24 protein-coding genes and 1 pseudogene are annotated in these 25,992 nt (G+C 69.8%); 14 read left to right on the top strand and 11 right to left on the bottom strand.

From position 1 onward, the window contains the following. Positions 1–181 precede the first annotated feature (181 nt). Positions 182–502, top strand: a complete 321-nt coding sequence (locus J7E87_RS19950; RefSeq protein WP_215095829.1) for a PadR family transcriptional regulator — start codon at positions 182–184, stop codon at positions 500–502. After that, a complete protein-coding gene (locus tag J7E87_RS19955; protein WP_215095830.1) occupies positions 499–1,143 on the top strand; it encodes a hypothetical protein in 645 nt (214 codons plus the stop codon). The genes J7E87_RS19950 and J7E87_RS19955 overlap by 4 nt, the downstream gene beginning before the upstream one ends. Before the next feature lie 293 nt (positions 1,144–1,436). On the opposite strand, the gene J7E87_RS19960 is transcribed toward J7E87_RS19955, so the two are convergent. Next, the gene (locus J7E87_RS19960; protein ID WP_215095831.1) at positions 1,437–1,751 is read right to left on the bottom strand and encodes a hypothetical protein; all 315 of its coding nucleotides are present in this window, start codon (positions 1,749–1,751) and stop codon (positions 1,437–1,439) included. A 178-nt stretch (positions 1,752–1,929) separates the two neighbouring features. Between J7E87_RS19960 and J7E87_RS19965 the strand changes: the two genes are divergently transcribed. The 4 genes from J7E87_RS19965 to J7E87_RS19980 all read left to right on the top strand — a co-directional run bounded on the left by J7E87_RS19965 (position 1,930) and on the right by J7E87_RS19980 (position 5,056). Continuing rightward, positions 1,930–2,133: a hypothetical protein gene (locus J7E87_RS19965; RefSeq protein WP_215095832.1), complete on the top strand. Its 204-nt coding sequence runs from the start codon at positions 1,930–1,932 to the stop codon at positions 2,131–2,133. Position 2,134: 1 nt separating this feature from the next. Beyond that, positions 2,135–2,671, top strand: a complete 537-nt coding sequence (locus tag J7E87_RS19970) for a DUF6879 family protein (RefSeq protein ID WP_215095833.1) — start codon at positions 2,135–2,137, stop codon at positions 2,669–2,671. Then, positions 2,668–3,510, top strand: coding sequence for a helix-turn-helix transcriptional regulator (locus tag J7E87_RS19975; protein WP_215095834.1), 843 nt, complete (start codon positions 2,668–2,670; stop codon positions 3,508–3,510). Before J7E87_RS19970 ends, J7E87_RS19975 begins: the two co-directional genes overlap by 4 nt. Before the next feature lie 970 nt (positions 3,511–4,480). Next, positions 4,481–5,056 (top strand): hypothetical protein, encoded by a 576-nt coding sequence (locus tag J7E87_RS19980; RefSeq protein WP_215095835.1) that lies wholly within the window; start codon positions 4,481–4,483, stop codon positions 5,054–5,056. Between the two features lie 154 nt (positions 5,057–5,210). On the opposite strand, the gene J7E87_RS19985 is transcribed toward J7E87_RS19980, so the two are convergent. The 7 genes from J7E87_RS19985 to J7E87_RS20015 are packed head-to-tail and all read right to left on the bottom strand — an operon-like array spanning position 5,211 to position 7,583. Continuing rightward, on the bottom strand, positions 5,211–5,612 hold the full coding sequence (locus tag J7E87_RS19985) for a hypothetical protein (RefSeq protein ID WP_215095836.1): 402 nt from the start codon (positions 5,610–5,612) through the stop codon (positions 5,211–5,213). Further along, positions 5,609–6,151, bottom strand: a complete 543-nt coding sequence (locus tag J7E87_RS19990; protein ID WP_215095837.1) for a hypothetical protein — start codon at positions 6,149–6,151, stop codon at positions 5,609–5,611. The genes J7E87_RS19985 and J7E87_RS19990 overlap by 4 nt, the downstream gene beginning before the upstream one ends. 8 nt (positions 6,152–6,159) lie before the next feature. Next, a complete protein-coding gene (locus tag J7E87_RS19995; protein WP_215096060.1) occupies positions 6,160–6,312 on the bottom strand; it encodes a hypothetical protein in 153 nt (50 codons plus the stop codon). Continuing rightward, a complete protein-coding gene (locus J7E87_RS20000; RefSeq protein WP_215095838.1) occupies positions 6,309–6,584 on the bottom strand; it encodes a hypothetical protein in 276 nt (91 codons plus the stop codon). Before J7E87_RS20000 ends, J7E87_RS19995 begins: the two co-directional genes overlap by 4 nt. Next, the gene (locus J7E87_RS20005) at positions 6,581–6,877 is read right to left on the bottom strand and encodes an HNH endonuclease (protein WP_215095839.1); all 297 of its coding nucleotides are present in this window, start codon (positions 6,875–6,877) and stop codon (positions 6,581–6,583) included. Before J7E87_RS20005 ends, J7E87_RS20000 begins: the two co-directional genes overlap by 4 nt. Next, positions 6,874–7,236: a hypothetical protein gene (locus J7E87_RS20010; RefSeq protein ID WP_308312979.1), complete on the bottom strand. Its 363-nt coding sequence runs from the start codon at positions 7,234–7,236 to the stop codon at positions 6,874–6,876. The genes J7E87_RS20005 and J7E87_RS20010 overlap by 4 nt, the downstream gene beginning before the upstream one ends. Next, the gene (locus tag J7E87_RS20015; protein ID WP_215095840.1) at positions 7,233–7,583 is read right to left on the bottom strand and encodes a hypothetical protein; all 351 of its coding nucleotides are present in this window, start codon (positions 7,581–7,583) and stop codon (positions 7,233–7,235) included. The genes J7E87_RS20010 and J7E87_RS20015 overlap by 4 nt, the downstream gene beginning before the upstream one ends. Before the next feature lie 185 nt (positions 7,584–7,768). On the opposite strand from J7E87_RS20015, the pseudogene J7E87_RS20020 reads away from it, so the two are divergent. The 4 genes and pseudogenes from J7E87_RS20020 to holA all read left to right on the top strand — a co-directional run. Then, positions 7,769–10,468: pseudogene (locus J7E87_RS20020) on the top strand (ComEC/Rec2 family competence protein); the annotation flags it as partial. Between the two features lie 101 nt (positions 10,469–10,569). Next, on the top strand, positions 10,570–11,346 hold the full coding sequence (locus tag J7E87_RS20025) for an arylamine N-acetyltransferase (protein ID WP_215095841.1): 777 nt from the start codon (positions 10,570–10,572) through the stop codon (positions 11,344–11,346). 11 nt (positions 11,347–11,357) lie between these two features. Next, complete coding sequence (locus tag J7E87_RS20030) at positions 11,358–11,603, top strand: hypothetical protein (protein ID WP_215095842.1); 246 nt, start codon at positions 11,358–11,360, stop codon at positions 11,601–11,603. 43 nt (positions 11,604–11,646) lie between these two features. Beyond that, positions 11,647–12,633 carry a DNA polymerase III subunit delta gene (gene holA, locus J7E87_RS20035; RefSeq protein ID WP_215095843.1) on the top strand — a complete coding sequence of 329 codons (987 nt, stop codon included), beginning with the start codon at positions 11,647–11,649 and terminating at the stop codon, positions 12,631–12,633. Between the two features lie 425 nt (positions 12,634–13,058). Here holA and rpsT read toward each other — a convergent pair whose 3' ends face one another. Further along, positions 13,059–13,325, bottom strand: coding sequence for a 30S ribosomal protein S20 (gene rpsT / locus J7E87_RS20040; protein ID WP_215095844.1), 267 nt, complete (start codon positions 13,323–13,325; stop codon positions 13,059–13,061). A gap of 212 nt (positions 13,326–13,537) precedes the next feature. Between rpsT and lepA the strand changes: the two genes are divergently transcribed. Both lepA and J7E87_RS20050 read left to right on the top strand, forming a co-directional pair. Beyond that, a complete protein-coding gene (gene lepA / locus J7E87_RS20045) occupies positions 13,538–15,406 on the top strand; it encodes a translation elongation factor 4 (protein ID WP_215095845.1) in 1,869 nt (622 codons plus the stop codon). A 406-nt stretch (positions 15,407–15,812) separates the two neighbouring features. Further along, positions 15,813–17,702: a long-chain fatty acid--CoA ligase gene (locus tag J7E87_RS20050; protein WP_215095846.1), complete on the top strand. Its 1,890-nt coding sequence runs from the start codon at positions 15,813–15,815 to the stop codon at positions 17,700–17,702. An 89-nt stretch (positions 17,703–17,791) separates the two neighbouring features. On the opposite strand, the gene J7E87_RS20055 is transcribed toward J7E87_RS20050, so the two are convergent. Further along, on the bottom strand, positions 17,792–18,376 hold the full coding sequence (locus J7E87_RS20055; protein WP_215095847.1) for a two-component system response regulator: 585 nt from the start codon (positions 18,374–18,376) through the stop codon (positions 17,792–17,794). 10 nt (positions 18,377–18,386) lie between these two features. Then, a complete protein-coding gene (locus J7E87_RS20060) occupies positions 18,387–22,511 on the bottom strand; it encodes a HAMP domain-containing protein (protein WP_215096042.1) in 4,125 nt (1,374 codons plus the stop codon). 230 nt (positions 22,512–22,741) lie between these two features. On the opposite strand from J7E87_RS20060, the gene J7E87_RS20065 reads away from it, so the two are divergent. Continuing rightward, a complete protein-coding gene (locus tag J7E87_RS20065; RefSeq protein WP_215096043.1) occupies positions 22,742–24,694 on the top strand; it encodes a SpoIIE family protein phosphatase in 1,953 nt (650 codons plus the stop codon). 40 nt (positions 24,695–24,734) lie between these two features. Continuing rightward, entirely contained in the window at positions 24,735–25,967 is a 1,233-nt protein-coding gene (hemW, locus tag J7E87_RS20070) for a radical SAM family heme chaperone HemW (protein ID WP_215095848.1), read from the top strand. Positions 25,968–25,992: the final 25 nt, after the last annotated feature.

The raw sequence follows: 25,992 nt of genomic DNA on the forward strand, positions 1-25,992 counted from the left end.
CCGAGATGGCGCCGGCCCGGCCGTACACCTCGATCGTTCCCCCGCAGACGCACGTGTGGGTGGACCCGAGCTCGCGGCTGTGTGCAAATGCGCCGCCCTTGGCGGAGCGCTTCGTGCGGCTCATCTGACCCTGGGGCAAGGGAAGTTGTGTGTCGTACTCGACACATGCTCTACTGGAGCCATGTCAACCCCGAGGCTCACGAAGCCGACTATCGCCGTGCTGGAGGTGCTCCTCGCCGCGACGGATGACGCCCCCGCGTGGGGGCTGAGCATCTGCCGTGACGCTGACCTAGGATCAGGGACCGTCTATCCCATACTCGATCGCCTCGCACATCGCGGCTGGGTGGAGAGCCGAGACGAAACAGATCCGCACCCCGGTCGGCCTCCGCGTCGTTACTACGAGCTCACGGGGACCGGTCGCTTGCATGCTCAGGATGCCCTCAGGGAGCGCCGCGCGCGACAGCGCCGATTCGGGCTTGGGCTCGTCGGCGGTGACGCGTGAAGCGGTACAAGAGCTATAGCTGGATTGGGGTGGCTTGGTCGGCGACCAATGTGGCGGGCTTTTGGGTTAAGGAGATTAGTGACGAGCCACAACTGCTGAACAATGGCCTGTGGGTCAGTATCGCGCTGTCCGCTGGTTGGCTTTTCCACGCCATCCGCGTCTTTGTAACGGAGGAGTTGGGGTACGGGCGCAGTCGCCGACGGCAGTCGAGGTCGGCGCTGAGGGTCGCCTCGATGGCCGCTCACCTCGCAGGTTCTCGGCGCGCCTTACGCGATGCCTGGCTCGCCGACCTGGTTGGCGACCCGAATAACGGTCTACCGCTCACTCCAACGGAACAGCGTCACCTCGCCTCGGGGTTCGTCGTCGCGGCGATCCGAATGCGGGCCCATGACCTACTCGGCGGACTGTGGCGACCAGTGGACTGGATGCTTGCCGTCGAATCTCGGACGCACGGGTTCATCGCCGCAGTCGTGGGTGCGCAGGCGATCTACATCGTGCGCGATGGTGGGCTTTCGGCGCTGGCCACTGAGATCTGGGAGCCGTGCGCGATCCTTGGCGGTGGGCTTTATGTCCTCACTCGATGGCTTCGACGTCGCCGCGGGATCGAGCTCGCCTGTAGGGCAGAGTCTCCGCAGGAGTGACCCACCGAGGTGCCAGTCTTGCCGGCCGGACACTGGGCTGGGGCGCGGCTTCAGGCGGCGGCCGCGTGTGTGGGGGAGTCGCCACCCCGGCCTACGCCGCGGGGATGATCCCGGACTCGGTCCACAGCGCCCACCGCGCGCACGGGGTCGTGCCTGCCCCGCCGCACACGTCGATCGTCCCGCCCCTGCGCGCGCACAGGCTGCCCGCGGACGATGCGCCCGCGGTCGGGCACGAATGAGCTGAGCCCCCTCTCGCCTTCGGGCGAGCGGGGGCGCCCCCGTGCGTCGTGAGATCAGTCGTCACCGAACGGGGCTGGCCCGCTGCCCTTGATTGTTAGCTCGCCAGTGCCCAGGTCTCCGCCAACAGTGATGAACTTGCCCACACGGTTGCCGATCTCGATCTCCGGCTCGTCGGATTCCTGGATGGCCCATGCTTCCGGCTCTCCGGAGGCGCTAAGCCTGCCGCCCCACGATGTGAGGCCAGGGACATGCCCCCGCCCTCCGCCAGCCCGAGTCTCGTGGTACTCCTGCGTGCTCCGCAGTTCGACTTCGACCTCGATCCGTGTACCGTCCGCGATGACTGCGGCAGGGCCCGTGTATTCGCTCATGAGGTCAGCATGGCGGGAGACCTGATCCTCCGCTCGCGAAGCGCAAGGCGTTCCCTCCATTCGGGTTGCGCGCAACGGGCCGGCGGACAGACTCCAGCGGCAATCTCGCGCAACTCGCGGCCACCGCACCACCATTGGCCGCATGCTGGAGCTCCGACCAGCGAGAACGGAGCACCCCATGACGCTCAAGTTCATCGGCACCACCTCCGAGCACGGCAACTGCCCCACGCTGTACGAGGTCGAGGAGACTGGTGACATCGTCGTCCAGGGCAACCGGCTGACCGACCCCGAGCACCTCACTCAGCTGCGCGACGTCGGCGAAGGTGAGACCTTCGTCGTCATCCCTCGCGAGCTTCTGACCCGCTTCGCCCCCAAGGAGTGACGTGCCACCCCGGATTCCGTTCGAGGAGATCACCCATCTGTTCTCGGAGTTCGAGCGCACCGCGTGGCGGCTGGAGACCCGCCGCGGGTACGCCTCGGACCGGCAGGGTGCCCGCTTCCAGGCGTTCATGTGCGGCATCGAGCCGCGGCCGGAGCCTGACCACCCGTGGAACGTCAACGTGCGGCAGAGGGCAGCTGAAGGGGCCCGGTTCTCCCGTGTGCGGATCATCGACGAGCCGCCCACGGACGGGCAGCGGTTCCTCATGGCGACCGCGGCCGGGAACGTGGTGGCCGGCGAGGACATCCGCGTACTGACCCGAGCCGAGGCGAACCGGCTGGAGCTGCCGGAGCACGACCTGTGGCTGTTCGACTCCCGCATCCTGGTCCGCATGCACATCGACGACACAGACACCACGATCGGTGTGGAGCTCGTCGACGACGCCGCGGAGGTGCTCGCCGCATGCCGAGCCCGGGACGCCGCTTGGCCCCTTGCACGCCCTACTGCTGAGGTGTGGACGCAGGTACGTTCGTCCGTGTGAGCACGGACTTTCAGAGCGCCAGGGTCGCCCTCGGCGCGCGCTTGCGCGAGCTGCGCACCGAGGCCGGGCTCAACGGCAAGGACATGGCCGCGCGGCTCGGCTGGCAGCGCTCGAAGGTGTCGAGGCTGGAGAACGGGAAACAGACCGCGACCGCGACTGACCTCGCAGAGTGGGCCCGCGCCGCCGGCACACCCGCGCAAGCGGCGGACCTGGAGAGCCGACGCCGCGGGCTGGAGTCCCAGCAGCGCTCATGGCGCAGGCAGCTCGCCGCGGGCCACCGCTCCGTGCAAGACCGGTACGTCGTCGAGTACCAGCGCACGGCGACCATGCGCGGGTACGAGGCCACCGTCATCCCCGGTCTGTTCCAGACACCTGACTACGCCCGGCACCTGCTCATCCAGAACGCCGAGCTGATGCGGTCGCCCCGCGATACGGAAGCGGCCGTGCAGTCCCGCATGCGACGGCAGGAGGTGCTGTACGAGGCAGGCAAGCTCTTCCGTGTCCTGATGTGGGAGGGCGCACTGCACGCGCTGATCTGCCCCCGCGAGGTGATGGCCGGCCAGTTGGACCGCCTCGTCGGGCTGATCGGCATGAGCACGGTGGAGCTCGGCATCGTGCCCCTCGGTGCACCGCTGCCGCTGACTCCGAAGCACGGGTTCTGGATCTTTGACGAGGAGCGGGTGATCGTCGAGACGGTCAACACCGAGTTGCAGTACGAGTCTGCCGATGACGTCGAGCTGTACGGGCGGGTGTGGGATGGCCTCAACGAGGCAGCGGCGTACGGGCCGAAGGCGCACCGGCTGATTGCAAGGGCGCGGGCACAGTTCCAGTCCGTGTGAGCAACCTCGGCCAACTGCCTGACTGGCCCGCGCAATCCCGCGCAATCGGAGCGCGCTGGCCCGGCCGCCGTCCCTACGGTCCCGGTCATGGACTCCAACACCCGCCCCTCGGGGGCCTCCGAAGCGGGACCATCCCTCTACTGCCACTGGCACAAGGGACCGTCCGGCACCGCGACTCTGATCGACGTGGTGGATCAAGGGTCCGGACCGGGCGGGTACCACCTGTATGCGTGTGACCCGTGCATGGAACAGCTCCACTTGACGCCGCTGTCCGAACGGGGGCGGGCCGCGTCATGAAGCCGTTCACGACCCCTGGCCGCTTCGTGATCTCCTGCTACTGCTGGATTCGGAAGCCGGGCACCGAGACACGCTGCACGCAGGCCCCGCACAGCAAGGGCGACCACTTCCATGCGTACACGCGCCAGTCGTGGCCGCACCGCGGGCCGGAACCCCAGTGACCGCGCCCACCACCGCCGTGGCTGCGGACGGGAAGGCGCCAGCGTGCCGGATCGGCGAGTGCGGCGAGTGCCCCGGGCCGCGCGTCATACGGCTTTCGGGCGCGCCGGCGTGGGAGAAGCCGCTGGAGGAGCTGCGGTGCGGGTGCTCCTGCCACGCGAGGAAGCGCCGCTGATGATCTCCCGCCGGTGGCCGACGCCGATCGGCTGCGGGTGGGTGGCTGGCCCTGGTCTGCCGCTCGTCCCCCTGGGCAGGCCGGGGCCTGCATATTGAGACTCGGCGGTCTGGTGTCCAGTCCCCCGGGCGGTAGCCGGACCCCGAGGCCTGCGTGTGGCGCTTCCGCGCGAGGTGCGCCTCCCTGCCCCCGGGTGGGCGGGGCGCGGGCAGCAGGCGGCCCCCGAAGCGCGTACGCGTGTCCGCGCTCGGGGGCCGTCGTGCGCGATATGCAACCAGGTGCATAACGCCCCTTGTGGGACTACCTGACAGGCGTCAACTCCAAAGCTACGGTCGCCGCATGGTGTCGATCGACTGGGGCGACGCCCCCACGTGGGTAGCGGGGGCTTTTGCGGCGGCAGCTGCGTACTACGCGCGCAGCACGCTGAAAAGCCAGCAGAAGCAGATCTCAGAGCAGCAAGAGTTCATTGCAGAACAAGCGGAGAACTTGCACCTTGAGCGGCGGGCACTGATTGCAGCAGCTGAGGATAGGCGCTGGGAGCAGGTGCGGCAGGTCCATTTCACGGCTGTGGTGACGAAGGGAGAGGGAGGCCTAGGCCCCGGTGGCCGGCCGCTTGTGAATACCGCTGTCTGGGTGGCCATGGTCACCAACTCCAGCCAGGGGCCGATCAATAGTGTTCAGGTCGCCTTCGGGGAGGATCAGCCGACCGAGGTTCTCCAGGAGAAGCCGAGCTACGAGGTGGTCGTCGAGGAGGCCAGCACCATCCCGGCTGGTGGCGTTTGGGTCTTCGACTCACCTCGTGGCACGAACGAGTACCTCAATGATCGTCAGCCGATGGTGACATTCGTGGATGTTCACGGCAACGCCTGGCAGCTGGATCGCTTCCAGAAGATCAGTGAGGTTGACCGCCAATAGAAAGGCTCCGCCGCGACGGGGGATGCGCGGCGGGGCCCGATCGTGCGGGTGCCCCTGGGGCGGGCGGTCATGCGTCAGTGGCTGTGCGGCGGGTACCACCAGCCGCAGACGGAGCAGTACACGAGGTCCGCCGCAGCGACCAACAGGCGTCGGATCACGGCTCTTTCACCTCCTCGCCAGCTGGGTGGAGGATGTGCATGATCCGGTTCGGGTCGAGAGCCCCTCTCGCCGACTTAGCCGCCTCATCAGCGAAAACACCGTCAGAGGGGCCAACCCCTCTCGGTGGGGGAGTGGCGGACGAATCGGACATGCGCCATGCGCCGACCGCCCACACAACAGGCACGAGGTAGATCCCGCCGGGAGCCCGCTGAATGATCGAGCCGTAGAACACGGCGACGAACCCGGACGCCAGCAGGCGGCGCAGGACCACACCGAGGCGCACCAGCCCGGATCGGTCGGCGTGCGTCTTGCCGGACAGCCAGCGGCCCCACGCCTCCAGCGCGAGCCACGTCCCAACGCACAGGCGGCGGCCCACGATGGCCGCACGCGCCTTCACAGCAGGCCTGCCACGTAGTCACCAGCCGTCGACACGGCGGGCGCGACGAGGAAGCCGATGAGGCCGGCCACGCTGGAGGCGAGACCGAGGCTGATCCCGGCGAGGGTGCCGCGCACGAAGTCCCAGCGGAAGCCGCGGCGGCTCGACACGGCGATGATGACGACGGTCAGGATGATCACGACGGCGTGCCCGCCGGGGGTGAGAGCGAGGTGCGACGAGCGGGTGACGTCCGACCTTGTGCCGCCGACGCCGTACACGAGGACGGCGTCACCGACCTGGTTCGTGCCCCACAGAGACCAGTCGGCGGCTGCGCCGATCAGGCCCCCGGCGGACAGGATGAGCAGGGTTCCGTACGTCACGCAGAGGAGGAACGGGGCGAGTTGGCGCAGGGATTTGAGGGCGAGCCGCTTCTTGTGGCTGACCCACCAGCGGGAGAAGTCCCATGCGAAGAGGCTGAGACCGACGACGACGCCGCCGAGGGAGACGAGGCCGTAGGTGGGGATGTCCAGCGGGGTCATGGGGATGTTGGGCGAGGCCATGCGGGGTCCTATCGGAGGATGGCCAGCCCGAAGGCGGCGAGGGTGAGCACGAGGGCGACGGTCCCGGTAATACGCGGGACGTCGGACAGCGCGACGACACAGAGGCCGATCAGCGCGAGCAGCGTCATACCGGCGAAGAGCGCAGCTTCCATGCTGGTCATCGCCGCTGGTGAGGTGCGGGCATACCGGCCTCAGACGCTGTATCACCAGGGGCGTACCGGCCGACCTGATAGGCGATGATGCGCGGCTGCTCGCCCTTGGGGACGGCGCCTGCGGCCCATGCCTGCCGGTAGGCGGAGGCGATGAGTGATACCGCGTGTTTCACCGCTGCGGAGGCGGTCATACCTGCGGCCATCATCACCGCGAGGTCGTCGTGCAGCTCCTGATCCGTCTTCACAGACAGGCCCTTGCCGGGCAGAGGCGGGGTGCTCACGCTGCCACCCCCAGCGCGTCGCGGTGCACGGCCGTACGGAGCACGAGGAGCAGCCCGAGGGGAAACGTGTCGCCCTTGCGGGTGTTGCACGGCTCGCACGCCAACACGAGGTTGAAGGGCCGGTTCGTGGCCCACCACGAGTAGGGGAGGTAGTGGTCGAGGGTCGCCCTGGTCATGTCCGCGAATGGGGTGCGGCAGTAGAAGCACTGCCGGCCGTCGCGGCGGGCGAGGCGGTAGCGCAGGGCCCGGCCTCGTTCGCCCTTGACGCATCCGGCGCGGTGTCGGCTGCTCATCGGTCCCCACCGGCCTTGAGCGCGGTCAGCTCGCGGGCGAGGGCGCGCAGGCGTACCGCGGACTCGACGAATGCCGCGGCGAGCCTGTCGAGCTCCGTGGGGTCGAGGGTTTGGCCGATGCTGCCGAGGTCGACGGACACCCCGAGGCGCGGGCCGCCGGACGCGCTGTACGGGTAGCCGACCAGGCTCGCGGTGAACAGCTCGTGGCCGTCGAAGTCGTGGGTGACCTCGGGCCCCGAGTGGATGGTGTCGTTGCGGTAGCCGGCGGGCTGGTGGTCGCTGACGCACCAGGCGGGTTCGGGCATGGTGACGGGCCCGTAGTCGAGGGTGGGCACCGTGATGGTGCGGAGCGCGCTCACTGGTCCTCCCCCGCGGGAAGGGTGACGGCCTCGGACCACGTCTTGCCCTCGGCGAGTGCTGCGTGGGTCTGGTCACTGGTGACGTAGCCCGTGGCGGGGTGCTTGACGAGCTGCTCGCGCAAGTACTCGGTCGTCCACTCGATGTCGAGCAGGGCCCGGTTGCCGAGGGCGCTGCGGAGCGCGATCACGGCGTGCATGGCCCGGTCGGCCAGGATCCGGTGGTGGACTTCGCTGTCGCCGATGGTGGCGGGGTGGGGGATGTCGAGCGCTTCGAGGACAGCCGCGAGCAGGCCGCGGAGTTCGTCAGCAGGCTTGCCGGGCACGGCAGCGGACATGGGAAGATCCATGGAGCCGTTCTCCTTGCGTGTTCAAGGGTTCGGTCAGGCCCTGTCGCGGTGTTCCACCACCGTGGCGGGGCCGTTCTGTTGGATCAGATAGGTTCCAACTGCACTATCGGCGACCGCCGGTTCGCGGACCTGCAGCCTCTGGTGCGGCCATGACGACGGCGACGACGGGAGCCACGACGACAGCCATGACCACAACTGTGACGGCGGCCGCGACCCGTGCGGCGGTGCACGCTGCTTCGGGCCACCGGCTGGGGGCTTCCGACCCGTGGCAGGAGGGGCCGGCAGACTTGCGGCTGGTGCCCCCGGCGCTGGCGGCGTGGGCCGCTGCGGCTGTAGCGGTTGGCGCGCGCGGGTGGTGGACAGCGGTGGGCGCGACGGCCTGCGTTGTCGCCGCGGGGCTGTTACTGGCTCCGAGGGCGGCCCGGGCGGTGCGGGCAGCCCGGGCCCTGCGAGCGATGGCGGCTGGAGCGAGTGGGGATCCCGCGCCGGCCGGCGATGGCGCACGGATCAGCAGGCGCAGGCGTCGGCTCAACGCCACCGCCGTCGCCGCGATGCTGCTGTGCGCCGGGGCGGGCGCGGCCTCGGCCGGACTGCACAGCGCGGATCTGCGGCGCGGGCCACTGCCGGCTCTGGCAGACCAATACGCGTACGTCACCCTTGAGTTGACGGTCACCGTTGAACCGCGAGTGACCCGGCCCCGGATCCGCGGCGATCAGACGGTGCGAGGATCCATCGTGCTGGACGCCGAGGTGACCCGCGTGACAGCACCCGGTGGCGCGGTCACCGAGACCCGGACGCCCATCCTGGTGATCGTGCCATCGGGCGAATCGTCCGCGTCCAAGACGCCGTGGCTGCGGCTGTTGCCCTCGACCCGGCTGCGGCTGGCCGGACGGCTCGCGCCGCCCTTGCACGCCGACGACAGGTTCGCCGCCGTACTGAGGCTGCAGGGGGACGGTCCGCCGCGGATCACCGGCCCGCCAACCGCCCTCCAGCGCACGGCCGGCGGACTACGGGCCGGACTGCGCGCGGCCACCGACGGGCTCGCCCCGGACGCCCGGGCCCTGCTGCCAGGGCTGGTCGTCGGCGATACGTCACGGATCACGCCCGAGCTGCAGGGCGCCTTCGAGGCGACCGACCTTACGCACCTTCTCGCCGTATCCGGAAGCAACCTCACCGTCGTACTCGTCCTGCTGATCGGGCCGCCGGGCACGGCTCTGCTGGCCGAACGGCGGGGTCTCGCACCCCGGTTGGGCATCACCCTGCGAGGGACGGCGCTTCTGGGTGGCGCGCTCACGCTCGCGTTCGTGGTTGTGTGCCGGCCCGAGCCGAGCGTCCTGCGGGCCGCCGCCTGCGGTGCCGTCACCTTGCTCGCCATCGGCACCGGACGCCGCCGGTCGCTGATTCCGGCGCTGGCCACCGCGGTGCTGCTGCTCGTCCTGTACGACCCGTGGCTCGCCCGGAGTTACGGCTTTGTACTCTCCGTGCTGGCCACCGGCGCATTGCTGACCATCGGCCCCCGCTGGAGCGCGGCGCTGCAACGGAGAGGGGTGCCGCCCCGGCTCGCGGAGGCCCTGGCCGCGGCCGCCGCGGCGCAGGCCCTGTGCGCTCCCGTGGTGGCGGTGTTCGCGGCGAGGGTCAGCCTGGTGGCGATCCCCTGCAATCTGGTCGCCGAACTCGCGGTCGCCCCGGCCACGGTTCTCGGCTTCGCCGCTCTCGCCGCGGCACCGGTGGCCATGCCGGTCGCCGAACTGCTGGCGCGCTGCGCGGGGTGGCCCGCCGGGTGGATCGCCTCCGTGGCTCGCACCGGGGCGGCGCTGCCGGGGGCGGAGACGGCCTGGCCGGGCGGCTGGCGCGGCGGGCTGCTGCTGGCCGCCGCCACGGCCCTGGTCGTGCTCCTCGCCCGTCGGCTGCCGCGGCACCCCTGGGCGGCCGCCCTCTGCGCGCTGCTGCTCCTGCTCGCCGTCGTGCGCCCGGCCCCGCTCACCAGGATGATCACCGGCTGGCCGCCGCCGGGCTGGACGTTCGTGATGTGTGACGTCGGGCAGGGCGACGCCACGGTGCTCGCGGCGGGCGCCGGCACCGCCGTGGTCGTGGACGCGGGCCCCGACCCGGCGCTGGCCGACCGTTGTCTGCGGGCACTGGGCGTGACCCGGATTCCGCTGATCCTTCTGACCCACTTCCACGCCGACCACGTCCGGGGGCTGCCGGGCGTATTGCGGGGCAGGGCCGTCGGAGCAGTGCAGACGACGACGTTCGACGAGCCTCGGGACCAGAGCGAGTTCGTGGAGAGAACGACGACTGCGGCCGGGGTGCCCGTGATCCGCGCGGGACCGGGGGAGCGGCGCCGGGTCGGGCCGCTCGCCTGGCAGGTCCTGTGGCCACCGTCAGCCCTTGGCCGGAGCCCCGGCTCCGGCCCTGCCCCCGGCTCCGGCTCCGGCTCCGGCTCCGGCTCCGGCTCCGGCGCGGGCTCCGGCTCCGGCGCGGGCTCCGGCTCCGGCGCGGGCTCCGGGCCTGTGCCGGAGGGACCCAACGACGCCAGCGTCACGCTGTTCGTACGGATCGAGGGCGGCCCGACCCTGCTGCTTCTCGGTGACCTCGAACCACCGGCCCAGCGAGGGCTGTTGCGGGCCCATCCGGCGCTCCCACCGGTCGATGTCCTCAAGGTCGCCCACCACGGCTCGGCCCACCAACATCCTGGCCTGCTGCGCGCCGTGCGCCCGCGGCTGGCGCTGATTTCCGCAGGCCGCGGCAATATGTACGGCCATCCTGCGCCACGCACGGTCGCCGCGCTGCAGGCAGGGGGAGCGGTGGTGATGCGTACCGACACGGACGGAGCGATCGCGGTGACCGGACGCGGCGGGCGAGATCTGCGGGCGGTCCCGCGAGGCCCGGACCCACCGCCGCACTCGGCCCCCCACGCCTCGGCCGACAGGCCTAGGACCAGGGAGCGATGGTGCGCGGGCGCCTCTCGGGACACACTCGTCCCATGGATGCCTACCTCCGCCGTATCGGTGCGAGCCGCCCCGAGCGCGCCGACGCCGGGGCGCTGCGCGATCTGCAACTGCGGCACTTGCGGACAGTGCCCTTCGAGAACCTCTCCATCCACCTCGGCGAGGACATCGTGCTGGACGAGAAGGCGCTTCTCGCCAAGATCGTGGACGCGCGGCGAGGCGGATTCTGTTACGAACTCAACGGCGCGTTCGCCGCGTTGCTGTGCGACCTCGGCTTCACCGTCACGCTCCTCCAGGGCCGCGTGTTCGGCGACGAGGGCCGGCTCGGTATCCCGTACGACCATCTCGCCCTGCTCGTCGAGACGGTGGACTCCACCGGACCCTGGCTGGCCGACGTCGGCTTCGGCGACCACAGCCACCATCCGCTCGCCTTCGAGGAGAGGGGAGATCAGAAGGACCCGGCGGGGACGTTCCGGATCGTCGAGGATCCGGAGTACGGGGATCTCGACGTCTACCGCGACGGCAAGCCGCAGTTCCGCCTCGACACACGGCCCCGCGTCCTCGACGACTTCCGGGCCGGGGCCTGGTGGCACAGCACTTCGCCCCACTCGCACTTCACTCAGTCCGTCGTCTGCTCCCGGCTCACCGCCGAGGGACGGATCACGCTCAGCGGCCGCAAGCTGATCACCACCGTGCACGGTGAGCGGCATGAGCAGCCGCTGGCCGACGATGCCGCGGTGCTCGCGGCCTATCGCGATCACTTCGGGCTGCTGCTCGACCGCCTGCCGACAGCCCCGGGGAGGGCGACCTGAACAATGTCCTTGTGAGTGCTGTGAGACATGTGCTGGTGCTGCCCGACCGCGACGCCGCGGAGGAGGCGGCCGAGGCGCTCGGCGACCGCTTCGGCGTCGCCGAGGAGCCGCTGCTTCTGCGAGACGCGCTGGCCGGCGAGGACGACGCAGAGGACGCGCAGTGGCTGCTGGTCGTCGAGGACCCGGACGGGCGGCTGGACCCGGCGAAGCTGGACGAGTTCGCGGAGGAGTGGGACGGCTGGCGCGAAGAGCCCTGAGCGGAGAGGGCGGTGTCAGTGCCGCGTGGGATGCTGGACCGCGATGGCCACCAGGAAGAATTCGACCGACGATCCCCTCGCCCCCGTCACACTCGCCGTGGGCCAGGAGGATCTGCTCCTCGACCGTGCCGTGCAGCAAGTGGTGGCGGCCGCCCGGGCAGCCGACGCGGACACGGACGTACGCGACCTCACCGCCGACCAGCTTCAGCCGGGCACGCTGGCCGAGCTGACCAGCCCGTCGCTCTTCGCCGAGCGCAAGGTCGTCGTCGTGCGGAATGCGCAGGATCTGTCCGCGGACACGATCAGGGACGTCAAGGCGTATCTCGACGCGCCCGCGGAGGAGATCACCCTGGTGTTGCTGCACCCTGGCGGCGCGAAGGGCAAAGGCCTGCTGGACGCTGCCCGCAAGGTGGGGGCGCGCGAGGTCGCCTGTCCCAAGACCACGAAGCCCGCGGAGCGGCTGACGTTCGTACGGTCCGAGTTCCGCGCGCTGGGGAGGTCGGCGACGCCTGAGGCGTGCCAGGCCCTGGTCGACTCGATCGGCAGCGATCTGCGGGAGCTGGGCGCCGCGGTCTCGCAGCTCGCGTCCGACGTCGAGGGCACGATCGACGAGGCGGTGGTCGGGCGGTACTACACCGGCCGGGCCGAGGCCTCCAGCTTCACGGTCGCGGACCGTGCGGTGGAGGGGCGGGCGGCTGAGGCGCTGGAGGCGCTGCGCTGGTCGCTGTCGACGGGGGTCGCGCCAGTCCTGATCACGAGCGCTCTGGCACAGGGGGTGCGGGCGATCGGCAAGCTCTCGTCGGCCCGCGGCGGGCGGCCCGCCGATCTCGCGCGTGAGCTGGGCATGCCGCCGTGGAAGATCGACCGGGTACGGCAGCAGATGCGGGGCTGGACGCCGGACGGGGTGGCGTTCGCGCTGCGCGCGGTGGCGGAGGCGGACGCGGGGGTGAAGGGCGGGGGTGACGACCCGGAGTATGCGCTGGAGAAGGCGGTCGTGGCGATCGCCCGCGCGGCGCGCTCCCGCCGCTGAGCCAAGCTGGGCCGAGCTGGGCCGAGCCCTGTCGGGGGTTATCGCCCGCGGCGCCAGTTAGGGCTCCCGGCTCCCCGCCGCTGAGCCGGGCCGGGCCCTGACGGGGGTTACCCCCGTCCCCGCGGCGCCAGCTGCGAGCCCCGCCCCGATCCGCCCGCCAGCTCCCGCCCCGGCCCGCCAGCCCCCGCCCGGCCACCGACCCAGCCCGCCGGCCCCGCCCGGCCACCGCCCCCAGCCCCACCCCCACACCCCACAACGCCGAAAGCCCCGGTTGCCGTCCTGGGGAAGGACGGCCACCGGGGCTCGCAGTTCGAAAAGTGTGCGCCGCACCCGCGTGGCGAACGCAGGCCGCGTGCGGCGCTGGGTGCCGGGTCAGGAGCGGAAGAGAGGGCCCGCTGAGTCCTTACCGGCGACAATCAAGAGGTTCAGCCCTGGAGGGAGCCAACCTTGGAGGCCAGCGCCGACTTCTTGTTGGCGGCGGCGTTCTTGTGGATGACACCCTTGGAGACGGCCTTGTCGAGCTTCTGCGACGCCTCACGGACGGCCACATTGGCCTTCTCGACGTCGCCCGAGGCGACAGCCTCACGGGCCTTGCGGATCGCGGTCTTGAGCGACGACTTGACGGCCTTGTTACGCAGGCGCGCCTTCTCGTTCGTCTTGTTCCGCTTGATCTGGGACTTGATGTTCGCCACGAAAGAGCCTTTTCAGGTTCGATGATCTTTGAGTGTGCGTCTCGTACATGAGAGGCCACGAGACACAGCTGCCCAGGCTACCAGTCGCCCATCGACCGGCCCAAACCGAGCTCTGCCCCGCAGCCGTGGGACCATAGAAGCTCTACGTATCGATCCCGATCCGACATCGCCCGAGAACGAGACGCCCGACGTCTCAAGAATCAGGACCCTGCGTGCCCGCGACTCCTACCAACGTGCCCGAGCCGAGCCGTTCCGACCCGGCGCTGATCCGCAATTTCTGCATCATCGCGCACATCGACCACGGCAAGTCGACCCTCGCCGACCGGATGCTCCAGCTGACCGGTGTGGTCGATCAGCGGCAGATGCGCGCTCAGTACCTCGACCGCATGGACATCGAGCGCGAGCGCGGCATCACGATCAAGTCCCAGGCGGTTCGGCTGCCCTGGGCTCCCTCCGAGGGCCCCGACCAGTCCAGGACTCATATCCTGAACATGATCGATACCCCCGGGCACGTGGACTTCACCTACGAGGTCTCCCGCTCGCTCGCGGCCTGTGAGGGCACCGTCCTGCTGGTCGACGCCGCCCAGGGCATCGAGGCGCAGACCCTCGCCAACCTCTATCTGGCGATGGAGAACGACCTCACGATCGTTCCGGTCCTCAACAAGATCGACCTGCCGGCCGCCCAGCCGGAGAAGTTCTCCGAGGAGCTCGCCAACCTCATCGGCTGCCAGCCGGAGGACGTCCTGAAGGTCTCGGCCAAGACCGGCGTCGGCGTGGAGGCACTGCTGGACCGCGTGGTCCGCGACGTCCCCGGGCCGGTGGGCGTCGCCGACGCCCCCGCCCGCGCGATGATCTTCGACTCGGTCTACGACTCGTACCGCGGCGTCGTGACGTACGTCCGTGTCATCGACGGTCAGCTCAACAAGCGCGAGCGCATCCGCATGATGTCCACCGGCGCCACCCACGAGCTGCTGGAGATCGGCGTCTCGTCCCCGGAGATGACCCCGGCCGACGGTCTCGGCGTCGGTGAGGTGGGCTACATCATCACGGGTGTGAAGGACGTCCGGCAGTCCAAGGTCGGTGACACGATCACCTCCTTCCACAAGGGCGCGACCGAGGCGCTGGGCGGTTACAAGGACCCCAAGCCGATGGTGTTCTCGGGCCTGTATCCGCTGGACGGCTCGGAGTATCCGGACCTCCGCGAGGCCCTCGACAAGCTGCAGTTGAACGACGCCGCGCTGGTCTACGAGCCGGAGACCTCCGCGGCCCTCGGCTTCGGCTTCCGCGTCGGCTTCCTCGGTCTGCTGCACCTCGATGTCATCCGCGAGCGCCTGGAGCGCGAGTTCGGCCTGGACCTGATCGCCACCGCCCCCAACGTGGTCTACCGCGTGACCATGGAGGACGGCACCGAGCACACGGTCACCAACCCGAGCGAGTTCCCCGAGGGCAAGATCGACAAGGTCCACGAGCCGGTCGTACGGGCCACGATCCTCGCGCCCAGCGAGTTCATCGGCTCGATCATGGAGCTCTGCCAGACCCGCCGCGGCACGCTGCTCGGTATGGACTACCTCTCCGAGGACCGGGTCGAGATCCGCTACACCCTCCCCCTCGCCGAGATCGTCTTCGACTTCTTCGACCAGCTGAAGTCCAAGACCCGCGGCTATGCCTCACTCGACTACGAGCCCACCGGCGAGCAGTCCGCCAGCCTGGTCAAGGTCGACATCCTGCTGCACGGCGACAAGGTCGACGCCTTCTCCGCCGTTACGCACAAGGACGCGGCGTACGCGTACGGCGTGCGGCTCGTCGCCAAGCTCCGGGAGCTCATCCCGCGGCAGGCCTTCGAGGTGCCCATCCAGGCCGCCATCGGCTCCCGGGTCATCGCCCGCGAGACCATCCGCGCCATCCGCAAGGACGTCCTCGCCAAGTGCTACGGCGGTGACATCTCCCGTAAGCGGAAGCTGCTGGAGAAGCAGAAGGAAGGCAAGAAGCGGATGAAGATGGTGGGCAGCGTGGAGGTTCCGCAGGAGGCCTTCATCGCGGTGCTCTCCAGCGACGAGAGCGGCGGTAAGGCGAAGAAGTAGCGCGGGGCAAGGCGAAGGAGTAGCGCGCGGCAAGGCGAAGAAGCAGCACGCGCTGTGGCGAAGAAGTAGCGCGCGGCAAGGCGAGAAGTAGCGCAGCCGCGGCCATGACATAGCCGCACGTCGCCTCGCATCGCGTCCCGCACGCACCGCACCTCACGCGAAAGCGCCCGACCGGGGGTCCGGACGGGCGCTTTTGGCGTGTCTGTGCAGACAGTGCCTGATAGATGAGGCATACACCGACCATGGCATCCAGTCAGTGAGACAGGGGTCTGTTCGTTATCAAGCGGCAGCCCGCAGCCTCTTACGCCCCGCGATTGCGCGCTCTACCCTGATCACGGCTCGATGGTTACTCGCCAGTTAAACAATCAGCCAGTTGCGCTGTACTGCCGCAGGCCCGGAGGACGTCGTGAGCGACACACATACCTTGATCGAGAACCGACCGCCCTCAGTGGCGACCCTGTTCACCGAGCGCGTGGCGGCCACGCCGGACGCAGAGGCCTACCGCTATCCGGTGCCCCCCGCCGCCGGCCAGGGGCCCGACGACTGGAAGTCGCTGAGCTGGGGCCAGGCCGCCGAGCGGGTCTTCGCCATCTCGGCCGGTCTGATCGATCTCGGCGTACAGCCCGAGGAGCGGGTCGCGCTCGCGTCCGCCACCCGGGTCGAGTGGATCCTCGCCGACCTCGGCGTGATGTGCGCGGGCGGCGCGACCACAACCGTCTACCCCTCCACCAACGCCGAGGAGTCCGCGTACATCCTCGCCGACTCCGAGAGCCGGGTGCTGATCGCGGAGGACGCGACCCAGCTGGCCAAGGCCCGCGAGCGGCGGGCCGAGCTGCCGGAGCTCAGGCACGTCATCGTCATCGACACGGCGGGCGTGGAGCCGGACGAGAACGACCCCGAGGGATGGGTGCTCTCGCTCGCCGATCTGGAGGCCCGCGGCGCGAAGTACCTCGACAAGCACCCCGAAGCCGTCAAGGAGCGGGTCGCGGCGATCACCGCCGACCAGCTGGCGACGCTCATCTACACGTCGGGCACCACGGGACGGCCCAAGGGCGTGCGGCTGCCGCACGACAACTGGTCGTACATGGCCAGGGCCACCGCAGCGACCGGGCTGATCAGCAAGGACGACGTGCAGTACCTCTGGCTGCCGCTCGCCCATGTCTTCGGCAAGGTGCTGACCTCCGGACAGATCGAGGTCGGCCATGTCACCGCGGTCGACGGCCGGGTCGACAAGATCATCGAGAATCTGCCGGTGGTCAAGCCGACCTATATGGCAGCCGTGCCGCGCATCTTCGAGAAGGTCTACAACGGTGTCGCGGCGAAGGCGCGGGCCGCTGGTGGCGCGAAGTACAAGATCTTCCAGTGGGCGGCCGGTATCTCGCGCGAGTACGCGAAGGCCGCGCAGGACAACTTCCGCCGTACGGGCACGGCTTCCGCGCCCTTCGGGCTGAGCGCCAAGCACAAGGTCGCCGACGTGCTCGTCTACTCCAAGCTCCGCGATGCCTTCGGCGGGCAGCTGCGCGCCGCGGTCTCCGGGTCCGCCGCGCTCGCGCCCGACATCGGCTACTTCTTCGCCGGCGCCGGGATCCACATCCTGGAGGGCTACGGACTTACGGAGTCGAGCGCGGCGTCGTTCGTCAACCCGGGCGAGGCGTACCGCACGGGCACCGTCGGCAAGCCGCTGCCCGGCACCGAGGTGCGCATCGCGGACGACGGCGAGATCCTGCTGCGCGGCCCCGGCATCATGGAGGGCTACCACCGGCTGCCGGAGAAGACCGCGGAAGTCCTGGAGTCCGACGGGTGGTTCCACACCGGGGACATCGGCGAACTGTCCGCGGACGGCTATCTGCGGATCACGGACCGCAAGAAGGACCTGATCAAGACGTCGGGCGGCAAGTACATCGCGCCGGCCGAGGTCGAGGGCCAGTTCAAGGCGGTGTGCCCGTTCGTCTCCAACATCCTGGTGCACGGCGCGGACCGTAACTTCTGCACCGCGCTGATCGCGCTGGACGAGCCGACCATCCTCGGCTGGGCCAAGGAGAACGGCCTGGATGGCAAGTCGTACGCCGAGGTGGTGGCCACCAAGCAGGCCGAGCAGCTCATCGAAGGCTATGTGAAGCGGCTCAACGAGGGGCTGCAGCGCTGGCAGACGATCAAGAAGTTCCGGCTGCTCCCGCGCGACCTGGACATCGAGCACGGTGAGCTGACGCCCAGCCTCAAGCTGAAGAGGCCGGTCGTCGAGCGCGAGTACAAGGACCTGATCGAGGACATGTACGCGGGCTCCCGCGAGGCGTAGCCCGCGCCGCCGGGACTCAGCCCGGACCCTCGTCCTCAAATCGCCGGACGGGCTGATCTTCAGCCCGTCCGGGGGCACCCCCGGACGGGCTACTGGCTCCGCCCGCGGCGCAGGTCCTTGAGGATCTCCTCCATGCGGGCCAGCTGCACCCGGACCTCCGGCACATCGCGCGGGCCGCTGCGCCCCAGCTCCGTCTCTATCGCCGTCAGCCGCTTCGCTATCTGCCTCAGCTGCTCCTGCTCGCGCGCCAGCATTCGCTCCAACTGCTGGTTCTTGCGGTGCAGATCGAGGAACACGTTCACCTTCGCCCGTAACACCCAAGGGTCGAAGGGTTTGGTCAGATAGTCCGCAGCCCCCGTCGCGTACCCACGGAACGCATAGCCGCTGTCCGCCTCCGTCCCGGTCAGGAAGATGATCGGGACGTCCTTCGTCTGGTCGAGACGCTTGATGTTGGACGCCGTCTCGAAGCCGTCCATGCCCGGCATCCGCACATCCAGCAGCACCACCGCGAACTTCTGCCGCAACAGCGCCTTCATCGCCTCCTCCCCGGAACGTGCCCTGACCAGCGGCTCGTTGAGGGACCCCAGTACTGCCTCCAGGGCGACGAGATTGTCCTCCATGTCGTCCACGAGGAGGATGCTCGCGCGATCGGCGGTGACCGCCTCTGTACTCATCGTGTTTGCCTCACGTGATGGTCGGCGGGACAGCGGGCTCTCCATCGCCGCTCGGCTGTCCCGGTATCGCGGGTGAATCCGCCGATGCCCGGCCGTCCGGTTCGGCCGACCCGCCCTCGGGGTCGAGGAGGGCGCAGACGACCGTCAGCAGACGGTCCACGTCGACGGGTTTCGGCACATACTCATTGGCGCCCCGCGCGATCGACTTCTCGCGGTCCCCGGGCATCGCCTTGGCGGTGAGGGCGACAATCGGCAGGGCCGTCCAGAGCGGGCTGCGCCGGATCGCCTCGATCGTCTCGTACCCGTCCATCTCGGGCATCATGATGTCCATCAGGACCAGTTCGACGTCGGGGTTGCGCTCCAGGGTCTCGATGCCCTCACGGCCGTTCTCCGCGTACAGCACGGGCATGCCCACCCGGCCCAGCACATGGGTGAGCGCGAATACGTTGCGGATGTCGTCGTCGACGATGAGGACGCGACGGCCCGCCAGAATGCGGCCCGCATTGCCCGATTTCCACTCCTCCAGTTTGGTGGTCGTCGGCCAGCCGTCGTCCAGGTCCGGGCGCTGAAGATGTTGCTCGGCATAGTGCCGCTCCGGCGAGGTCAGCGGCACGTCATGGACGTCATGGCCGCCGTGCGGAGCGTGGCCGTCGTACGAACCGTCGCTGTCGCCGCCCACCTGGCCCGGATAGAGGACGGGCACGTACAGGGTGAATGTGGAGCCGCGGCCCGGCTCGCTCTCCGCGATGATGCGGCCGCCGAGCAGCCTCGCGATCTCCCGGCTGATGGACAGGCCGAGGCCGGTGCCGCCGTACTTGCGGTTGGTGGTGCCGTCGGCCTGCTGGAATGCCTCGAAGATCACCGGCAGTTTCTCCGGTGCGATACCGATACCGGTGTCGGTGACGGCGAAGGCGATCAGGTCGTCCGTGCCCTTGAGCAGCTTGTCGTCGGGGTCCTTGATCCTGTTCACGCTCAGTTCGACGCGGCCGGAGGAGGTGAACTTTATGGCGTTGGACAGCAGATTGCGCAGGATCTGCTGGAGCCGCTGCTCGTCGGAGTACATCTCGCGTGGCACGTCCTCGCTGACGCCGACCTCGAAGGCCAGCCCCCGGTCCAGTGTGATCGGCCGGAAGGTGGCGTGCACGTAGTCGAGCAGCTTGATCAGCGGCAGCTTCTTCGGGCGTACGTCCATCCGGCCGGCCTCGATCTTCGACAGGTCGAGAATGTCGTTGATCAGCTGGAGCAGATCGGAGCCCGAGCGGTGGATCGTGGTGGCGAACTGCACTTCCTGGTCGGACAGATGGCCGTCCGGGTTGTCGGAGAGCAGCCGGGCCAGGATGAGCAGGGAGTTCAGCGGGGTGCGCAGCTCGTGCGACATGTTCGCCAGGAACTCCGACTTGTACTGAGAGGAAGTCGCGAGCAGAGCCGCCTTCTCCTCCAGCTCCGCGTTCGAGCGCTGGAGTTCCGCCTGCTGGCGCTGGAGCTCGTCGGAGCGCTCCTGGAGCTGGACCGCGAGCCGCTGGGACTCGCCGAGCAGCGACTCCGTACGGGAGTTGGCGATGATGGTGTTGATCGCGACGCCGATGGTGTTGACGAACTGGTCGAAGAAGGCCAGGTGGACGTCGGAGAAGCGGGAGAAGGACGCCAGCTCGATGACGCCCAGCAGCTTGTCCTCGAAGAGGATCGGGATGATGACGACGCTGGCGGGGGACGCCTCACCGAGTCCTGAGTTGATCTTGATGTAGTCCGGCGGAGCCTCTTCGAGCAGGATGCGCTTCTTCTCCAGGGCCGCCTGCCGGACCAGGCCGTGACCGGGCATTCCGGTGGTGTCGACGGTGGAGGACTGCGCGGAGCCGTATCCGGCGATGAAGGCGAGTCCCTTGGTGGTGGACGTCGTACGGGACGGAGTGCCGTTCTGGTCGGGGTCGGCCAGGAAGAAGGCGCCGAACTGCGCGTTCACCAGCGGGGTCAGCTCACGGAGGATCAGGTCGGCGACCTCCATGAGATCGCGGTGGCCCTGCATCAGACCGGCCAGACGGGCCAGGTTGGACTCCAGCCAGTCCTTCGCGCGGGTCGTCTCACGGAGGTTGGACACCATCAGGTTGATGTTGTCCTTGAGCTCGGAGACCTCGCCCCGCGTCTCCACGGTGATGGAGCGGGACATGTCGCCCTGCGCGACGGCGGACGCGACCTCGGCGATGGCGCGGACCTGGGTGGTGAGGTTGAGCGCGAGCTCGTTCACATTGGTGGTCAGCCGCTTCCAGGTGCCGTACACGCCCTCGACGCGCGCCTGGCCGCCCAGCTGTCCCTCCGAGCCCACCTCGCGGGCCACCCGGGTGACCTCGGAGGAGAACGAGGAGAGCGTGTCCACCATGGTGTTGATGGTGGTCTTGAGCTCCAGGATCTCGCCGCGGGCGTCCACGTCGATCTTCTTGGAGAGGTCGCCCTGGGCCACGGCCGTCGCCACCTGCGCGATGTTGCGCACCTGCGATGTCAGGTTGTCGGCCATGTAGTTGACGTTGTCGGTGAGGTCCTTCCACAGGCCCGTGACGCCGAGGACCTGGGCCCGGCCGCCGAGCCGGCCGTCCGTGCCGACCTCGCGGGCGACCCTTGTCACCTCGTCGGCGAAGGCACTCAGCTGCTCCACCATCGTGTTGACGGTGTCCTTCAGTTCCAGGATTTCGCCGCGGGCGTCGACGGTGATCTTCTTGGAGAGGTCGCCGTTGGCGACGGCGGTGGTGACCTGGGCGATGTTGCGGACCTGGGACGTCAGGTTGGACGCCATGAAGTTGACGTTGTCCGTGAGGTCCTTCCAGACGCCGGACACGCCGCGGACCTGGGCCTGGCCGCCGAGGTTGCCTTCCGTGCCGACTTCGCGGGCGACCCTTGTCACCTCGTCGGCGAAGGCGGAGAGCTGGTCGACCATGGTGTTGATGGTCGACTTGAGTTCGAGGATCTCGCCCTTCGCCTCGACCGTGATCTTCTTGCCGAGGTCGCCCTGGGCGACGGCAGTCGACACGAGTGCGATGTTCCGGACCTGCGATGTCAGGTTGTCCGCCATGAAGTTGACGTTCTCGGTCAGGTCCTTCCAGACGCCGGACACGCCGCGGACCTGGGCGCGGCCGCCGAGGTTGCCTTCCGTGCCGACTTCGCGGGCGACCCTTGTCACCTCGTCGGCGAAGGCGGAGAGCTGGTCGACCATGGTGTTGATGGTCGACTTGAGTTCGAGGATCTCGCCCTTCGCGTCGACCGTGATCTTCTGTGACAGATCGCCGTTGGCGACGGCGGTGGTGACCTGGGCGATGTTGCGGACCTGGGACGTCAGGTTGGACGCCATGAAGTTGACGTTGTCCGTGAGGTCCTTCCAGACCCCGGACACGCCGCGGACCTGGGCGCGGCCGCCCAACTGGCCTTCCGTGCCGACCTCGCGGGCCACCCTGGTCACCTCGTCGGCGAAGGCCGAGAGCTGGTCGACCATCGTGTTCACGGTGAGCTTCAGCTCAAGGAGCTCGCCGGTCGCCTCGACCGTGACCGTACGGGTCAGATCGCCGCGCGCAACGGCCGTGGTCACCGCCGCGATGTCCCGCACCTGGGCCGTCAGCCGCGACGCCATCGTATTGACGGCTTCTGTGACGTCCCGCCAACTCCCGGACAGGCCCTGCACCTTGGCCCGGCCGCCGAGCCGCCCCTCGGTGCCGGCCTCGCGCGCGACCCGCGTCACCTCACCCGTGAACAGTGAGAGCTGGTCGACCATCTTGTTGACCGCGCGGCCCAGCCGGCGCAGATCCCCGCGCAACTGGCGGTTGCCGTCGTGCAGATCGACCCGCTGGGTCAGATCGCCCCCCGCCACCGCGTCCAGCACCCGGGCGGCGTTCGCCGCGGGCACCACCAGGGCGTCGAGCAGCGCGTTCGTACTGTTCACACCGGAGGTCCAGGCGCCCTGGCCGGGGCTGGCCGACAGCCGGTCGTCCAGCCTGCCGTGCCGAACGACTTCGCGGCGTACGCGTGTCAGTTCGTCCGCGAAGTGCTTGTTGCGCACGGCGATCTGGTTGAACATCGCGGCCAGTTCCGCGGACATGCCTTCATGGGTTTCGGCCACCCGTATCCGGAAGTCGCCGTCCCGTAACGCCGTCATCGCGGCCAGCAGCGGGCGGAGTTCCGAGACACGGATCCAGGCGCCGTCCGGGGGCGGCTGGGCCGGCAGCCGGGAGGCCGGCTGCGGGGGTGACAACGCAATATCTTTGTTCATTCCCGCCCACTTCGGTGACTCGACGCTTATGGGCAGGCTCAGTCTGTCACTCTGTCGGTGTCATAAGCGGCGCATTGCCAGAACCGACCAGGAGCCGCACTGTGGGGCCCATTCCGATGCAGCGCGACACCGGCCAACGCGCAACGCCGTTGTATCCACTACGGGACGACGCGCGGTCGATTTCCCGCACCAGCCTGCCCGGCAACCCGCTCGCGCCGTCCGCCGCGCGCCGTTTCGTGCGCGCCGCCCTCGCCGACTGGACCAACCTCGGGCTGCTCGCCACCTGCGCCTTCTGCCGGGGAAGCGGAGGGACCGCCGGCTGCCCGCCGGGAAATCACAGCACGGACCGGCTCGCGGACGACGCCGTCCTGATCGTCAACGAACTCGTCACCAACGCCGTCGTACACGCGGGCACCACCGTCGAACTCCTCTGCCGCCTCGAGGAGTCGGCCGACAGCGAACCCGCCGCGCTGGTGATCGAGGTCTCGGACCACCACCCGGTGAGGGCCGTACGCAACGAACCGCACGACGCGGACCGCTCCGGCACCCCCGAGTACGGCCGCGGCCTCCACCTCGTCGGCGCGCTCGCCGAGCGCTGGGGCATCACCTATCTCGCGGCCCTCAAGACCGTCTGGGCCAGGCTCCCCGTCGACGGCTGGGACACCTGCCCCCTGCCCGGCGCCGAACCCGCGCTGCAGCGCGGGCTGCGCGCCGCCGAGATCCTCGCCCCCGCGCCGCGGCGCACCGTCCGTGAGGACCAGGATTGGGTGAGCCGCGGAGCGCTCTCCTTCCTCGCCGAAGCCTCCGACCTGCTCGCCGGACAGCTCGATGAGGACATGGTCGCCGCGCTCGCCGCACAGCTGCTGGTCCCGCGGCTCGCCGACTGGTGCGCCATCTGGCTGGACGGCGAGAGCGGGCGCTCGGGCTGGGGTACCAGCCGTGCGGCGGGGCTTGCGCCGCGGCTCGCCCGCGTCTGGCACGGCGACGAGTCCCGTATGGAGAAGCTGCGCGAGGCCCTGGAAAAGGAGCCGCCACTGCTGCCCGACACCCCGGGCAACGGTCCTGTGCCGATCCCCTGGCCCCGCGACGGCGAGCCCGGCGCGGGGGAGGGCTCGGCGGTCGCCTTCCGGCTCGTCGCGGGCGGACGGGGCCTCGGCACGCTGCTCGTGGCACGGCAGGGACTGGCGCGCGTACCCGACGAAGTGACCGCACTGATCGAGGACTTCGCGCGACGGGTCGCCCTGGCGATCAGCGCGGCCCGGCAGTACACCCGGCAGGCCACCATCAGCAAGGTCCTCCAGCGCGGGCTGCTCCCCGGCAAGGTCGGCGAGATCCCTGGCGTCGACCGGTTCCTGGTCTACGAGCCGAGTGACGACGGCGTCGCGGGCGGCGACTTCTACGACATCTTCCCGGCCGGCTCCGGCGGCCGCTGGTGCTTCATGCTCGGCGACGTCCAGGGCAGCGGGCCCGAGGCCGCCGTCGTCACCGGCCTCGCCCGCCCGTGGCTGCGGCTCCTCGCCCGCGAGGGATACCAGGTGGGCGAGGTGCTCGACCGGCTGAACGGCCTGCTGCTCGACGACGCGATGGAAGCGGCCGAGGCCGCCGCCCTCATGGTCGCCGCGGCGGGCGGGCAGGACGTGCCGGAGGGGCCGCAGGCGCGTTTCCTGTCCCTGCTCTACGGCGAGCTGGTGCGCTCTCCGCAGGGCGGCGTGCGATGCACCCTGGCGAGCGCGGGTCATCCGCTGCCGCTGCTGCTGCGCCCCGACGGCCGGGTGCTTACGGCGGCCCATCCGCAGGTGCTGCTCGGGGTCATCGACGACGTGGCGTACCAGAGCCAGACCTTCGATCTGGAGCCCGGCGACACATTGCTCTGCGTCACGGACGGGGTCACCGAGCGGCGCTCCGGGCCGCGGATGTTCGACGACAGCGACGGGCTCGAGCGGGTGCTCGCGGGGTGCGCCGGGCTCACCGCGCAGGGGGTCGCGGAGCGGATCAGGCAGGCGGTGTACGAGTTCGGGGAGACGCCGCCGGGGGACGATCTGGCGCTGCTGGTGCTCCAGGCGCAGTAGCCGTTCGGGGCGCTGGACGAGGTGACGGACAATGGGTGGCATGCCTTCCGTACTGCCCGATGGTGAGCCCATGCCCGAGGACGGGGCGCTGCCCGCGTCCGCGCTCCAGGGAGCCGAGGACCGGCCGCTCGCCCTTTACCTGCATGTGCCGTACTGCGCGACGCGCTGCGGCTACTGCGACTTCAATACCTACACGGCCACCGAGCTGCGCGGCTCGGGCGGCGTGCTGGCCTCCCGCGACAACTACGCCGAGATGGTCGCGGAGGAGATCCGGCTGGCCCGCAAGGTGCTGGGCGACGACCCCCGGCAGGTGCGGACGGTGTTCGTCGGGGGCGGTACGCCGACGCTGCTGGCCGCGGGGGATCTCGTACGGATGCTGGATGCCGTACGGAACGAATTCGGGCTCGCGGACGACGCGGAGATCACCACCGAGGCGAATCCGGAGTCGGTGGATCCGGAGTATCTCGCCCAGCTGCGCGCCGGGGGCTTCAACCGGATCTCCTTCGGGATGCAGAGCGCGCGGCAGCACGTACTGAAGGTGCTGGACCGCACACATACGCCGGGCCGGCCGGAGGCGTGCGTCGCGGAGGCGCGGGAGGCGGGCTTCGGCCATGTGAACCTCGACCTGATCTACGGCACGCCGGGGGAGAGCGACGACGACTGGCGTGCGTCGCTGGCGGCGGCGGTGTCCGCGGGACCCGATCACATCTCGGCGTACGCGCTGATCGTGGAGGAGGGCACGCAGCTGGCCCGGCGCATCCGCCGGGGCGAGGTGCCGATGACCGACGACGACGTCCACGCGGATCGCTACCTGATCGCGGACTCGGTGCTGCGGGAGGCGGGCTTCGACTGGTACGAGGTCTCCAACTGGGCGACCACGGCGGCCGGCCGGTGCCTGCACAACGAGCTGTACTGGCGCGGTGCGGACTGGTGGGGCGCGGGTCCGGGCGCGCACAGCCACGTGGGCGGAGTGCGCTGGTGGAACGTGAAGCACCCGGGCGCGTACGCGGCGGCGCTCGCGGAGGGGCGGTCACCGGGCGCCGGGCGCGAGCTGCTACCCCCGGAGGACCGCCGGGTGGAGCGCGTCCTGCTGGAACTGCGCCTGCGGGAGGGCTGCGAACTGTCACTGCTGCACCCGGCGGGCCTCGCGGCGGCGGGGCGGGCGGTGTCGGACGGGCTGCTGGAGCGTGGGGCTTACGCCGAGGGGCGGGCGGTTCTTACGCTGCGGGGGAGGCTGCTGGCGGACGCGGTGGTGCGGGACCTGGTGGACTGACGGGTGAGCCCTGCGGGGGCCTGGG

The organism is Streptomyces sp. ISL-1 (genome assembly GCF_018614585.1).
Taxonomy (GTDB): domain Bacteria; phylum Actinomycetota; class Actinomycetes; order Streptomycetales; family Streptomycetaceae; genus Streptomyces; species Streptomyces maoxianensis.